12 protein-coding genes are annotated in these 13,805 nt (G+C 75.8%); 6 read left to right on the top strand and 6 right to left on the bottom strand.

The annotated features are described in order from the left end of the window. Positions 1–183: 183 nt before the first annotated feature. Positions 184–2,757, top strand: coding sequence for a choice-of-anchor D domain-containing protein (locus CWOE_RS31195; protein WP_160165548.1), 2,574 nt, complete (start codon positions 184–186; stop codon positions 2,755–2,757). 72 nt (positions 2,758–2,829) lie between these two features. On the opposite strand, the gene CWOE_RS21400 is transcribed toward CWOE_RS31195, so the two are convergent. Next, positions 2,830–3,786, bottom strand: coding sequence for a universal stress protein (locus CWOE_RS21400; RefSeq protein ID WP_012935729.1), 957 nt, complete (start codon positions 3,784–3,786; stop codon positions 2,830–2,832). A gap of 43 nt (positions 3,787–3,829) precedes the next feature. On the opposite strand from CWOE_RS21400, the gene CWOE_RS21405 reads away from it, so the two are divergent. Beyond that, positions 3,830–4,426, top strand: coding sequence for a hypothetical protein (locus CWOE_RS21405; RefSeq protein ID WP_012935730.1), 597 nt, complete (start codon positions 3,830–3,832; stop codon positions 4,424–4,426). 112 nt (positions 4,427–4,538) lie between these two features. Here CWOE_RS21405 and CWOE_RS31200 read toward each other — a convergent pair whose 3' ends face one another. From CWOE_RS31200 to CWOE_RS21425, 4 genes are all read right to left on the bottom strand, one after another. Continuing rightward, on the bottom strand, positions 4,539–5,489 hold the full coding sequence (locus tag CWOE_RS31200) for a methanogen output domain 1-containing protein (RefSeq protein WP_049793358.1): 951 nt from the start codon (positions 5,487–5,489) through the stop codon (positions 4,539–4,541). A gap of 83 nt (positions 5,490–5,572) precedes the next feature. Then, positions 5,573–6,163 carry a hypothetical protein gene (locus tag CWOE_RS21415; protein ID WP_012935732.1) on the bottom strand — a complete coding sequence of 197 codons (591 nt, stop codon included), beginning with the start codon at positions 6,161–6,163 and terminating at the stop codon, positions 5,573–5,575. After that, positions 6,160–6,366, bottom strand: coding sequence for a hypothetical protein (locus CWOE_RS21420; RefSeq protein ID WP_012935733.1), 207 nt, complete (start codon positions 6,364–6,366; stop codon positions 6,160–6,162). The genes CWOE_RS21415 and CWOE_RS21420 overlap by 4 nt, the downstream gene beginning before the upstream one ends. Beyond that, positions 6,363–7,868: a flavin-containing monooxygenase gene (locus tag CWOE_RS21425; protein ID WP_041730780.1), complete on the bottom strand. Its 1,506-nt coding sequence runs from the start codon at positions 7,866–7,868 to the stop codon at positions 6,363–6,365. The genes CWOE_RS21420 and CWOE_RS21425 overlap by 4 nt, the downstream gene beginning before the upstream one ends. 97 nt (positions 7,869–7,965) lie before the next feature. Between CWOE_RS21425 and CWOE_RS33595 the strand changes: the two genes are divergently transcribed. The 4 genes from CWOE_RS33595 (at position 7,966) to CWOE_RS21445 (ending at position 13,342) form a co-directional block, all read left to right on the top strand. Further along, on the top strand, positions 7,966–9,912 hold the full coding sequence (locus tag CWOE_RS33595) for a hypothetical protein (RefSeq protein ID WP_160165549.1): 1,947 nt from the start codon (positions 7,966–7,968) through the stop codon (positions 9,910–9,912). Between the two features lie 17 nt (positions 9,913–9,929). Further along, positions 9,930–10,697: a MerR family transcriptional regulator gene (locus CWOE_RS21435; protein ID WP_041730783.1), complete on the top strand. Its 768-nt coding sequence runs from the start codon at positions 9,930–9,932 to the stop codon at positions 10,695–10,697. Positions 10,698–10,793: 96 nt separating this feature from the next. Next, the gene (locus CWOE_RS21440) at positions 10,794–12,770 is read left to right on the top strand and encodes an RNA polymerase sigma factor (RefSeq protein ID WP_041730785.1); all 1,977 of its coding nucleotides are present in this window, start codon (positions 10,794–10,796) and stop codon (positions 12,768–12,770) included. Between the two features lie 212 nt (positions 12,771–12,982). After that, a complete protein-coding gene (locus CWOE_RS21445) occupies positions 12,983–13,342 on the top strand; it encodes a helix-turn-helix transcriptional regulator (RefSeq protein WP_012935738.1) in 360 nt (119 codons plus the stop codon). A gap of 3 nt (positions 13,343–13,345) precedes the next feature. On the opposite strand, the gene CWOE_RS21450 is transcribed toward CWOE_RS21445, so the two are convergent. Next, positions 13,346–13,759, bottom strand: a complete 414-nt coding sequence (locus tag CWOE_RS21450) for a cupin domain-containing protein (protein ID WP_049793360.1) — start codon at positions 13,757–13,759, stop codon at positions 13,346–13,348. Between the last annotated feature and the right edge of the window lie 46 nt (positions 13,760–13,805).

A 13,805-nucleotide genomic window follows, 5' to 3' on the forward strand; every position in this document is an offset into this window, starting at 1 on the left:
GTCACGGTGAATGACGGTCCCGAGGGATAAGCAACTCTGCACGAATCGTCCACTATGTTGGACGGGCCCTCAGCCGGCCGGCGAGCGGCGCCGTTTCCGGGGCGTCGAGGACCGTGCCACCCCTCCCCTGCGCGACCGTCGCGTGCTCGGGTGGCCTCCCGACGAACCCATACGAGGTACCCCTTGACTCCACGATCTCTCCGCCGCGCGGTGCGCATCGGGGTCGCCTGCACGGCGCTCTCCGCATTCGCTCCGGTCGCCGCGCCGGCCTCGACCTGGACAGTCGACGACGACAGAATCCAGTGCCCGAACGCCGCGTTCGGCTCGATCCAGGCGGCGGTCGACCAGGCCGCACCCTGGGACACCCTCGTCATCTGCGACGGCACCTACGAGGAGCAGTCGACGCCGGCCTCCGGCGCCGGCTCGCCGTCGCAGCCCGGCTCCCTCAACGGGCTGACGATCACCAAGCCGCTGACGTTGAAGGGCGCCGGCGCGGCGAAGGTGACGATCCGCCCGAGCAGCTCGCTGACGACGCTCGCCGGCAGCGCGCCGTACCTGCGCGACGGCGGCGGCAACGTCGTCACGGTCTCGCGCCAGTCGCGCGACGCGACCGACAGAAACACCATGTTCGTCGACATCTCAGGCGTCACGATCACGTCCGGCACGACGTACGCCGAGGCCGGCGTCGCGTTCTTCAACGCCTCCGGCGCGATCCGCGACAGCGTCGTCGGCCCGCTTGTGCGCGCCGCCGACGCCGGCGAGCTGGCAGCCAGACCGCACGGCTGGGGCGTCGTCGTCGCCAACAGCCAGCAGGGCGCCGAGGCCGGCCCGCGACGCGAGGTCGCGATCGAGCGCAGCCGCGTCTTCGGCTACCAGTCCGGCGGCGTCCTCTTCGACGACGCGCGCGGACCCGACGGCGCGCCCGAGACGTTGCAGCGCTCCGGCATCGTCTCCTACGGCTACGTGCGCGACAGCAGCGTCGAGGGCAGCGGGCCCGACGCGCTGATCCCGCAGACCGGCGTCCGCTACCACGCCGGCCAGCGCGGGGCGATCAGCGGCAGCGTGATCGCCGGCAACAGTTACACGCCCGACCTGCGCAGCTCGGCCGGCGTGCTGCTGACCGACGCGGAGACCGGGACCGACCCCGCCAACCCGGTCCAGCGGGCGTTCAGCATCTCCGACAGCTCGCTGACGGGCAACGGCTACGGCCTCTTCAACGCGAACGCGGCGAACGACGCCGTGCGCCACGGCGCGCCCGCCGCCGCTTCGCTCGGCGTGACTGGGAGCGAGGTCTTCTGGGGCTGCACGACCGGTCCGGTGATCGGCGTGCCGAGCGGCGCGACCTGCCAGGGCGCCTCCGGCAGCGACGCGGGCGGCGCCGCGAGCGTGCAGCTCGGCTTCGTGCGCAGAGTCGCGCCGCCGTTCGCCGCCGTGCCGGGCGCGACCGCCGACGACGCGCCGACGGCGCGCTTCGGCGAGCCGTCGGGCGGCACGATCGCGGTCGGCGAGCCGCTCGACCCGGTCGTCGTCGCGCGTGACGACTTCGGCGTCAGATCGGTCGCCGTGACGTTCGACGGCGACCCGCTCGGCAGACTCGCCAGCGCGCCGTACGAGTTCTCGACCGGCTGGACGCCGGACTACGCCGACATCGATGCCGTCGTGGAGGTCGCAGCGACGGTGGTCGACTCGGCCGGGCAGGAGACGGTCGTGACCGAGGAGGTCGTCGTCGTGCCGCCCGCAGGCTACGAGCCGATCGCGCTCGACACGCTCGACGCGGCGTTCGGCGCGGTCCTGCTCGGGGAGGGCGCGGAGCGGACCGTCACGATCGCCAACAGCGGCGGAAACCCGCTGACGCTCGGCCCGCTCGACGTCGCGGGCGCCGGCTTCGCGGTCGCCGGCGGCAGCTGCGCAGCCGGCGCGGTGCTGGAGGTCGGCGATACGTGCACGCTGGTCGCGCGCTTCGCCCCGGCCGTCGCCGGCGCGGCGAGCGGCACGTTGACGGTCTCCTACGACGCGCTCGGCGGCGGCGACCCGGCCGTCGTCGCGCTGAGCGGCGCGGGCGTCGAGCCGCCGCCCGTGGAGAGAAGAGAGCCGGTCGTCGTGCTGGATCCGCCGGCGCGGCCCGTCACGCCGGTCGCACCGGCCCCCACCGCCGCGCCGCGCGTCACCGGCAGCGCGACGGTCGGCGGCACGCTGACGTGCGCGCCAGGCAGGTGGAGCGGCGCGCCGACGTCGTTGGCGTACCAGTGGCTGCGCGACGGCGCCCCGATCGCCGGGGCGAGCGCGGCGACGTACCGGCTCGTGCGGGCCGACACGGGCGCGCGCGTGAGCTGCCGCGTGCTCGCGGCGAACGCGGCCGGCGTCGGCGGCCCCGCGCTCGCGCCCGGCGTGCTCGTCTCGCTGCCGCGGCGGACGACGAGATCGGCGATCGTCGCGCAGGCCGGCGCGGCGATCGCGACCTTCCCGCGGATCGCCGTCGTCGGCGGCGACGGCCGCGTCGGGGTCGTGCGCGTGGCGTGCATGCGGACGAGCGGCTGCACGCTGAAGCTCACCGGCCGGCTGGCGATCGGCAGGTCGAGCGCACGCGTCGCGCTGACGCGCGAGGTCGCCGGCGGCAGATCGGCCCTGCTGACGCTCCGGCTCGGCGCCAGAGCGCGCAGAGCGCTCGCGTCCCGCGGCCGCGGGACGCTCGCGCTGGCGCTCGTCGCCGGCGACGGCGCCAGAGCGACCGCGACGGTGCGCGTGACGGAGCGGTAGCCACCGCGCCGCGCCGCTGCGCGGGGAGGAATGGCGATCTGACCACCGTGACGGTGGTCAGATCGCCGCTCCTCACGCCTGCGCGGCCGTCGCGTCCGCTTCGTCGTGCGGGCGCGGGACGAGCAGCAGCGAGCACGGCGCGCCGCGCAGCAGCTCCTCCGAGGTGCTGCCGATCACGACCCGCGAGCGCGCGCCCCAGTGGCGCGATCCGACGACGAGCAGGTCCGCGCCGGCCGCGGCCGCCGCCAGCTGCTCCGGCGGGTCGCCGACGAGCACCTCTCCGCCCGCCTCCTCGCCCGCCGCGTCGAGCGCGGCCGCGAGCGCCTGCTCGGCGTGCTGTCTGCGCCGCGCGACCAGCTCGTCCCACTCGGCCAGCTCCAGCACCTCGCCGAGCGGCGCGCGGCGGACGGCGAGCTGCTCGTCGGCGACCGCGACGACGTGCAGCGCGGCGCCGCTCGTCTCCGCGAGCGCCCGCGCCGCGGCGACCGCGGCGACCGACTCCGGCGATCCGTCCGTGCCGACGACGATCCGCCGCAGCGTGAACGCGGACGCGGCGGGGGCGGCGGCCGCGCCAGGCGCCGAGGCGGCGTCGGCGGGCGCGGCGGCCACGCCGCCGGCCAGCCCGCGCGCGGCGAGCGCGACGGCGCACGGCGCCTCGTGCAGCACCTGCCGGACGGTCCGTCCGGCGAACGCCTCGCCGTCCGGGGCGTGGCGGGAGGAACCGAGCACGACGAGCCGCGCCTGCTCGCGCTCGGCGAGGTCACGCAGCGCGTGCGCGGCGGAGCGCTCCTTCACCGTCACGGTGCGCGCGTGCGGCGCGCAGTCAGCGCAGACCGCGGCGACGATCCGCTCCAGCTCCTCGCGCGAGGGGCCCGCGGGACGCAGCGACCGCGGCAGCGGGACGCGCGGCTCGACCTGGACGGCGGCGGCCAGCAGCTCCGCCCCGTTCTCGCCCGCCAGCGCACGCGCGAGCACGACCGCGTCGCGGGCGGCGGGATCGTCGTCGACGCCCGTCAGGATCGTCGTCATCGCGAGTTGGGCTCCATGCGCTCGACATGGGAAGCTATCGCGCATGGAGGCGAGGATCTCGAACGAGTTCGACGCGGGCTTCACCTGGGTCGTCGAGGAGCAGATGGAGCGGGCGTCGCACGCACTCGCGATCGACGGCCGCGTCTGGCTGATCGACCCGGTCGCGTGGGAGCCGGCGCTGGAGCGCGCGGCCGCGCTCGGCGAGCCGGCCGGCGTCGTGCAGCTGCTCGACCGCCACAGACGCGACGGCGCCGCGATCGCGCACAGACTCGGCGTCCAGCTCCACGTCGGGCCGGACGCGCTGCCCGGCACGCCGCTGGAGCCGCAGCGCCTGATCGACCGCCCCTGGTGGCACGAGACCGTCCTGTGGTGGCCGGAGCAGGAGCTGCTGGTCGTGCCCGAGGCGGTCGGCACCGCTGGCTACTTCGCCCTCGGCCGCCCGCTCGGCGTGCACCCGATGCTGCGCCTCACGCCCCCGTTCAGCCTGCGCCAGTACGCACCGAGAAGCATCCTCGTCGGCCACGGGCCGAGCCTGCACGAGGACGCCGCGAGCGCGCTGAACGAGGCGCTGCAGCACGCCCGCAGCGACGTGCCGCGCGGCATCGCGAAGCTGCCCGGCCTGTTCAAGCGCGGGCGCTGAGGGGCGCGCGAGGCGGCCGGCGCGGCGTGGCCGGCGCGGCGCGGGGCGGCCGGCGCGGCGCGGGGCGGCCGGCGCGGCGCGGACGGCGCGGCGTAGCAGGCGCGGCGCGTGCTCAGACCGCGCCGTAGTCGTGCGCGCTGCGGAACTCGCCGGCGTGCGCGCCGCGCAGCCAGACGACGACGCGGCACTCGGGGTCGCCGAGCGCGATCCGCTCCTCCAGCACGACCGACGCGCCGCCGCTGTTGCGCGCGGCGATCCCGCCGAAGACGCTCGACGTCATGCGGCAGAGGCCGGGTGCGCGCCGCACGACGTCGCCGAACGGGCAGGCGCGGTTGCCGAGCACGATCCGCTCCTCGTCGGCCTCGATCACGTAGAAGTCGCCGTCGATCGCCGCCTTCAGGCGCACGTAGAGGTCGGCCATCTGCATCGGCGACAGCTCGCCCGTGATCCCCTCGACGCGGCGGAACTCCTCCTCCATCCGGCCGCCGACGTCGGCGCCGACCTGCGCGACGGCGGCGGCGGCCGCGTCCGGCCCCTCGTTCGCCTCGACCGCCTGCGCGAGCTGCACGACGAGCGCGCGCAGGAACGACTCCTTGCCGAAGGTGCCGTCGGGTGCCGCCTCCTCCCGCGCCGGCAGCGCCTCGGCGTGCTGCCGCGGCGGATCGAAGTCGCGCTCGGCGACGCGCGTCACCGGCAGCTCGATCATCACGCGCGAGCCGCCCGCGCGCTTGGCCGCCACCGCCATCCAGCCGGCGACGTTGGAGACGATGAAGAGGCCGCGTCCGCCGCCCGCCTGCAGCAGGTCGTCGGGCAGCTCCGTCGTCGGCTCGAAGCCCCTGCCGAGGTCGTGGACCGCCAGCACCGCCCGCTCGCCGGACCAGTCGAGGTTCGCCCACGCCGGTCCCGGCGCGTGCCGGACGACGTTGCTCAGCAGCTCCGATATCGCGAGCTGGGCGCCCGCGAGGTCGGACTCGGGCGCCGCGTGTCGGCGCAGGTAGTCGACGATCTCATGACGCAGGTCAGAGACGGCCTCCGGAGTGCTGCCTTCGAGGTACCAGTCCACGGGTGCTCGATTCCGCCGCACGTCGCGTCCCCCGAGGGCGCGCATGCGGAACCCGAGCAGTGTACGGGGCGCGGGCTCCCCCGTCAGCAGGAGTGTCCGGCAACCGTCGCGACGATCCGCTCGACGCGCTCCGGGTCGTGGCAGCGCGCGAGCGCGCGGGCAACCGCCTCCTCGCCGACGCGTGCGTGCGCGACGAGCACGTGGTCGTCGCGCAGGTGGTCGAGCAAGCCGCCCATCGTCGTCCAGTCGCCGCGCTCGGCCAGCACCTCGGCGACGTCGCCGAGCAGCGCCGGGTCGACCGCGTCGAGCGCCTCCCCGACCCGCTCGGGGTCGAGCGTGACCGCGAGGTCGGCGAGGAAGCCGGGCGCGACGCGGCCGGCGAGCCCGACCGCTGCCTGCGGGCGCATCCGCTCGACCGCGCGAGCGCCGAGCCGCGCGCCGAGCAGCCGCTGCGCCAGCGACGCCGCCAGCGGCCCGGGCAGCTTCTCGCCGAGCGCGACGAGCCGGTCGAGCACGTCGCCGTCGTGGGCGCCGAGCGCCCGCGCGAGCTGGCGGCGCAGCGCGTGCAGCTCGTCCGCGCCGAGCGGGTCGAGGCCGGCGAGCGCGCCGCCGTCGGCGCCGAGCAGCCGCTCGATCCGCTCGCGCTCTGCGCGGACGCGCTCCCGCTCGCTCATCCCAGCATCCGCCTGACGAGCGGGCGCAGCGGCCGCGGGACCGCCCGATGCGCGCCGTCGACCGCGTCCTCGAGCGCCGCGCGCTGCTGCGCCATCGCCGCCTCGAGCGCTTCGGCGAGCGCGCCGAGCACCGCCGGGTCGTGCCGTCTGAGCGCTGGCGTGAGCGGCTCGCCGACCAGCGCCTCGAGCCGCTTCGCGCTCATGACGGCACCGCCTCGTCGGCCGAGGCAGTGGCGGCGGCGACAGCGGGAGTGGAAGCTGTCCGCACCCGGTACTGGAGCATGTCGACGCGGCTCGTGCGGCGGCGGAAGTCATACGTCTGCCCCGGCCACAGCGTGCGGTTGCAGCCGTCGGAGTCGAGGTACCAGCTGGCGCAGCCGCCGGCAGTCCAGACCGTCCCCCGCATCCGCTGCTGCAGCTCGTCGTTGAAGCGCCGCTGCACGCCGGCGCGGACCTCGATCGACGCGACGCCGCGCTCGCGCATCCGTCTGAGCGCGTCGAGCACGTACGCGATCTGCGCCTCGATCACGTAGACCATCGAGCCGGCGCCGAGACCGGTGTTGGGGCCGATGATCGTGAAGAGGTTGGGGAAGCCGGCGACGGTCGTGCCGAGGTACGACTCGGCGCCGTCGTGCCAGACCTCGCTCAGCGCGCGGCCGTCGCGGCCGCGGATCCGCCCGTAGGCGGGGTTGCCGAGCACGCCGTAGCCGGTCCCGAGCACGATCGCGTCGACCTCGCGCTCGCTGCCGTCACCGGCGACGACGGTCGCGCCGCGCACCTCGCGCACGCCGCCGGTCAGCACCTCGGCGTTCGGCGCCGCGAGCGCTCTGTAGTACGTGTTGGACGCGAGGATCCGCTTGCAGCCGAGGCGGAAGTCAGGCGTCAGCTTGCGCCGCAGCTCGGGGTCGGCGACGTGGCGGCGGATGTTCCAGCGCGCGAGCCGTTCGAGCGCTCTCAGCGTCGGCGCCTGCCGCAGCAGCGACGTGACGAGGCCCTCCATCCCCCAGTAGACGGCGGCACGCTGGAGCCGCCCGAGCGCGGGCACGCGCCGCAGCAGGAAGCGCTGCACGCGGCCGGTCGGGCGGTCGACGTGCGGGAGGACCCAGCCGGGCGTGCGCTGGAGGAGGTGCAGCGAGCCGACGCGCGGCTGGATCTGCGGGACGAACTGGATCGCGGAGGAGCCGGTGCCGACGACCGCGACGCGCTTGCCCGTCAGGTCGACGGTGTGGTCCCAGGCGGCCGAGTGGAACAGCTCGCCGGGGAACTCGGCGAGGCCCGGGACGTCGGGCAGCTGCGGCTCGGTCAGCGGGCCGAGCGCGCTGACGAGCACGCGCGCGGTCAGCGGTCCCTGCGTCGTGTCCAGCCGCCAGCGCTGGGCCGCGTCGTCCCACGTCGCGGCGGTCAGCTCGCAGCCGAAGCGGATGTGGCGGCGCAGATCGTGGCGCTCGGCGCAGCGGCGCAGGTAGGCGTGGATCTCCGGCTGCGGCGAGAACAGCCGCGACCAATCGGGGTTCGGCTCGAACGAGAACGAGTAGAGCGGCGACGGCACGTCGCAGGCGCAGCCGGGGTACGTGTTCGCGCGCCAGACGCCGCCGACGTCGCCGGCCCGCTCGAGGAGCGTGAAGTCGTCGATCCCCTCCTGGCGCAGCCGCATCGCGGTGCCGAGGCCGCCGAAGCCGGCCCCGACGATCACCACGTCGCTCATGTCGTCTCCTCGTCGAACACCATCTACCGTCACACTACACAGATCTCTGTCATGAGTTACTGCACTTGATGACAGAGATCGGTGTATGGTTGGAACGATGGACGCTCTGATGCTGCTCACGGCCGCAGCCGAGACCGCGCCCGCAGGCGGCGCGACCGCCGGCCAGATCGCGATCGGCGGCGGCATCGCGGTCGGCTGGACGGTGCTCCTGCTGCTGCTCGGGCACGGCCATCGCACCGGCCGCTCGACGCTGCTGAACCGCATGGCCGCGCCGCTGGAGCGCGCGACCGGCCTGCCCGGCTGGGCGACGCTGCCGGTCGCGGTCGCCGTCGTCGGCTTCCTGCTCGCCGGCCCGGGCTTCGCGTGGGACGTCGCGCTGCACATGAGCAAGGGCCGCGACGAGGGCCCGTTCGCGAACCCGTCGCACTTCATGATCTTCGGCGGGCTGCTCGTGCTGCTCGCCTCCGGCTGGCTCGCGGTCGTGCTGCCGAAGGGCGACGTCGGCCCCTCCGGCGTGCGGATCGCGCCGAGCTGGAGCGTCCCCGCGGGCGGGATCGCGATGCTGCTGTGCGCCTCCGCCGCGCTGCTGGCGTTTCCGCTCGACGACTTCTGGCACCGCGCCTTCGGGCAGGACGTGACGCTGTGGGGACCGACCCACCTCGTGCTGATAACCGGCGGGCTGCTCGTGTACGTCTCCTCGCTCGTGCTCGTGCGCGAGGGCCGCGCGTCGGCGGCACGGCTGGCGGCGCTGAGGGGCGACCGCGCGCCGCGGCCCGTGCCGACGTGGCTCGGCGCGCTCGCCGCGTCGATCGTGCTCGCCGGCCTGACGCTCGCCTACCAGCAGGAGTTCGGCTACGGCGCGCCGCAGTTCCGCACGCTCTTCCACCCCGTCCTGATCGCGATGGCGGCGACGCTCGCGCTCGTCACGGTGCGGCTCGCCTGCGGCCCCGGCGCGGCGCTGCTGACGGTCGTCTTCGCGGGCGTCGTCGACTTCGCGCTGACCGGCCTCGTCGGCCCCGTGCTCGGCGACCTGACGCTGCACTTCCCGACCTACGTCGCCGAGGGCGCGCTGGTCGAGCTGGCGGCGCTCGCGCTGCTGCGCGACGGCCGCTCGCCGTATCTGTTCGCGACCGCCTCCGCGGTCCTGATCGGCACGCTCGGCGTGCTCGCCGAGTTCGGCTGGTCGCACGTCTGGATGCCGCTGTCGTGGCCGGCGCACATCGTGGCGCCGGCGATGGTGCGCGCAGTCCCGCTCGCGATCGCCTGCGGCGTGCTCGCCGTCTTCGTCGCCCGCTGCCTCGGCCGCAGCGGCGACCCCGCGATCCTCGGCCGCTGGGCGTGGGCGCCCCCCGCCGCCGCAGTCGCGGTCACGCTCGCGGTGCTCGGCTCGCTGCTGCCGAGCCACGCGCCCGACGGTGCCCGCGTCGCGCTGACGCTGACCGACGCCGGCAACGGGACCGCGAACGTCGTCGCGCGCTTCACGCCGCGCGACGTCGCCGAGGACGCCGACCGCCTCCAGGGGCTCAGCTGGCAGAGCGGCGAGGGGATCGTGACCGCGCCGCTGGAGCGCGTCTCCGAAGGCGTCTACCGCACGACCGAGCCGCTGGAGGTGAGTGGGAGCGCGAAGGCGATGATCCGCCTCCAGCGCGGCACGACGACCGCCAGCGTCGCGGTCCGCTTCCCCGCCGACGCGGCGATCCCGGCACCGGCCGTCCCGGCGCTGGCGCAGGTCGAGCGGCCGCTCGTGCACGACCCGCTGCTGCTCCAGCGCGAGCGCAAGCCGGACACTCCGAGATGGCTGTGGTCGACCGCCGCGACTGCGGTGCTCGCGCTCGTGCTGACGCTGCTGGGGACGATCGGCTGGGCGCTGCTGCGGATCGCGCGCGGTCCGCTGGCGCCGGCGGGAGCGCGCGGCGCTGCGGCCGGCGCGGGCGCCGGCGCGGGCGGGGCCGGCGGGCCGGGCGCCGGCGGGCCCGGCGGTGCGCCGGGCGGAACCGGCGAGCGCCACCCCGGCGCGCCGCCGCGACCGGTCGGGGCGCGATGAGCACTACCCTTGCGGCCATGCCCGCCGCCCGCCGCCCCCGTGCCGACCACGGCTCCGAGGAGGAGCTGACGATCGAGCAGCTGTCGGAGCGGACCGGGCTGACGCCGCGCAACATCCGCGCGTACCGCACGCAGCGGCTGCTGCCGCCGCCGGTCGTCAGAGGCGGCACCGGCTACTACGGCCGCGAGCACGTCGAGCGGATCGAGCGGATCAGACAGCTGCGCGCGGAGGGCTTCAACCTGACCGCGATCCAGCGGCTGCTCGACGACACGCCGGCATCCGGCGACGGCGCGCGCGAGTTCCAGCGGCTCGTCAGCGTCGCCTACGACGCCGAGCCGCCGCGCACGGTCGAGGCGGCGGAGCTGTTCGCGCAGCTCGGCGACCAGCTGACGCCCGCGCTCGTCCAGCGCGCGATCGAGCTGGGCGCCGTGCGCGCGCTGCCCGACGGCAGATTCGAGCTGCCGACCCCCGCGCTGCTCGACGCCGCTGCCGAGCTGACCGACCGCGGCATCCCGCTGGAGCCGGTGATGCCCGTCTTCGAGCTGGTGCAGAGAGAGTGCGAGACGATCGCCGACGCCTTCCTCGACACGTTCGTCGAGCGCGTCTGGCAGCACTTCCAGGAGGCCGGCTACCCGCGCGCCCGCTGGGACGAGATCGCCGAGACCGTCGAGCGGCTGCGCCCGACGGCCTCCAAGGCCGTGCTCGCGATCTTCCAGAGCACGATCGACGAAGCGATCGAACGGCGCTTCGGCGACGAGCTGGCCCAGCTCGCCGAGCGCGCGTAGGCGCGCTGCGACGCCCAGCTGCGGGTGTTCGCGCGCGTCCGGCCAACCGGGCCGCCGCCCGCGCGTTCAAGCGTGTGTGACACGCATACTGTCGGCGTGGAGCACGTTCCCGCAGCCCAGTGGCGCGGCCCGATCCGGCGTCCGGCCCGTCTCCTGCACCTCGCCGGCGACGAGCGGCTCGTCGCGTTCGCGCGCGACGGCGACCCCGGAGCGTTCGAGGTGCTCTACGACCGCTATCACCGCCAGATGCTTGCGTTCTGCCGGCACATGCTCGGCTCGCGCGAGGAGGCCGAGGACGCGGTGCAGCACGTGTTCCTCGCCGCCTACCGCGATCTCCAGCGCTCGCGCAAGCCGGTCGTGCTGCGGCCGTGGCTGTACGCGATCGCACGCAACCGCTGCCTGTCCGTGCTGCGCGTGCGGCGCGAGCACGTCCCGCTCGAGGGTGCCGAGCCAGCGACCGACGGGCTCGCCGCCGCGATCGAGCGTCGCGAGGACGTCCGCGAGCTGCTGCGCGACCTCGCGCGGTTGCCCGAGGACCAGCGCGCCGCTCTGCTGCTCTCCGAGCTGGGCGCGCTCGACCACGACGGGATCGCGACGGTTCTGGGCTGCCGGCGGGAGAAGGTGAAGGCGCTGGTGTTCCAAGCGCGTTCGGCGCTCGCCGCCGACAGGGAGGCGCGCGCGATCTCCTGCGAGGAGATCCGGGCACAGCTCGCGACCGCGACCGGCGCGGCGCTCCGCCGCGGCCCGCTGCGCCGTCACCTGCGCGACTGTGCCGGCTGCAGCGTCTTCAGCGACGAGGTCAGACGCCAGCGCTCGCTGATGGCGATCGCGCTGCCGGTCGTGCCGAGCGCCGCGCTGAAGGCGGCCGTCATGGGCGGGCTCGGCGGCGGCGCGGCCGCGGGCGGGTCGGCCGGTGGCGGCGCGACGGTCGGCGGTGCCGCGGGCGGCGGCGCGGCGGGCGGCGGCGCGGCGGGCGGCGGCGCGGCGGGCAGCGGCGCGGCGGGCGGCGGCGCGGCGGGCAGCGGCGCGGCGGGCAGCGGCGCGCTCGCGGGCGCGGCGAGCGGAAGAGCGGGTGCGGGGCTGGGGCTTGCCGGCGGCGCGAGCGCGATCGTCAGCGGCGGGGGCGGCAAGCTGGCGGTGGCCGTCGCGCTCGGCAGCGCGGTGGTCGGCGGCAGTTCGATCGCGGTCGAGCAGGCGACCGACGCGCCTGGACCGCCGCCGGCGGCGGCGCAGCGCGCGAACCCTGCCCCTTCGTCGTCGCCATCGACGGGATCGACCGCAACGACCCCGAGCGGCTCCGACGTAACGCGCCAGGCGGCAGCGCGGAACCGGACCGCCGGAGCAGCCGGCGGGCGCGGGGCTCGCCCCATCCCTGCAGCCGCCACGCCGCTCCAGCGGCAGACGCCGCAGCCGACGCCATCTGTCAGCGGTCCGCTGGAGGTCGCCCCGCCCGGCGGCGGCAACGCACCCGGCGACACCCGCCAGAACCCGCCCGGCCACAGCGGCAACGCACCCGGCCACACCCGCCAAGAACCGCCCGGCGACATCCGCGGCAACGCACCCGACAATACCCGCCAGGAACCGCCCGGCCACAGGGGCGAGTCGCGCCGCCGCGGTGGCTCGGAGCGGATTCCCGACGGCCGCCCGAAGGATCCCCCCGCGACGCCGCCGGGCGCACGGAGACGAGGGCCGGCGGCCCCGACCGACAGAGTTCGGGCGACGCCGGACGGCTCTGCCGCACCGCGCCCCGGCCCACCGCCCGACCGCGGCGCCGGCAGACCACCGGCCGACCCGGGCGGCAGAGGGCCCGGCAGACCGCCGGCCGACACGGGCGGCAGAGGCCCCGGCAGACCGCCGGCCGACACGGGCGGCAGAGGCCCCGGCAGACCGCCGGCCGACACGGGCGGCAGAGGCGCCGGCGGAACACCGCCGGCGTCCAGAGCGGGCGAGGGCGCCGGTCAGCCGAGCAGACCGGCTCCGCCACCGCAGCCGCCGGCTCCAGCCCCGGAACCGGCCGTTCCCGCGACCCCGGCCGCTCCCGCCGCCCCCGAGCGCGGACGTCCTCGCGGCTGAGCGCCGCGCGCGAACCGCTGCATCCGGCCAACCTGAGCGCCCCTTCGGCGTTCACATCCTCGAGAGTGCACCCGACCGAGGAGCCGAAACGATGAAGAGAATCGCCGCCACGACCAACGCGTTCGGCAAGTGCGTCGCGCAGCAGCGCCCGTCGGCGGAGGCAGCGACGGCAGCCTGAGCCTGCGTCGGCCTCCATTTCCACGAGAACGATCATGCAACGCCCCGGAACGGTCCGCGAGCGCACGCGGCTCTACCACGACGCGGTGCGGATCGTCGAGACCGAGTACGCCTCCGACCTCGAGCTCGACGACATCGCCCGACGCGTGGCGTCCTCGCGACGCCAGCTGCAGCGCGCCTACGCCGAGATCGGCGAGACGACCTTCCGCGCTCACCTCACGCACGTCCGCATGCAGCGCGCGGCCGAGCTGCTGGTGCAGACGCGGCAGCCGGTGCGAGACGTCGCGCTGCGCGTCGGCTACCGCCAGTCGGCGCAGTTCGCCAAGACGTTCCGCCGCTACCTCGGCGCCGCTCCCGCCGCCTACCGCATGCGGGAGCGCGTCCGAGCGGCGTAGCGCTCAGGCGTTCGGGCTGCCGGTGACCGCGGAGTCGTCGGGCGCCCAACGCTCGGTCGACCAGTGCTGCTGCACCTTCGGCGCGGCGAAGAAGCCGACCACGCGAAGGTCCTCGCTGCCCGTGTTGAGGAGGTCATGAGCCGTCCCCTCCGGCAGCACGACGACGTCGCCGGCGCGGACCGGCGTGGAGCCCTCGTCGCGCAGCAGCTCGCCGCTGCCGCCGAGGAAGAACTGCGTCTCCTCGGCGGTGTCGGTGTGGCGGCCGAGCCGCTTGCCCGGCGGCACCGCGAAGTAGATCACCGTCGACCGCTCCGCACCGTCGCCGCCGTACGCGAAGAAACCGCCCGTCCAGGCGGCCTCGCCGGTCGAGGAGGTGAGCGCGACGGTTCTGACGTCGTCGACGTTGAGCGGGTCCATGGCGAATCCATTCGTTGGGACTGCGGATGTGTGCTCCATTGTGGGT

This window comes from Conexibacter woesei DSM 14684 (assembly GCF_000025265.1).
In the GTDB taxonomy this organism is placed as follows: Bacteria; Actinomycetota; Thermoleophilia; order Solirubrobacterales; family Solirubrobacteraceae; genus Conexibacter; species Conexibacter woesei.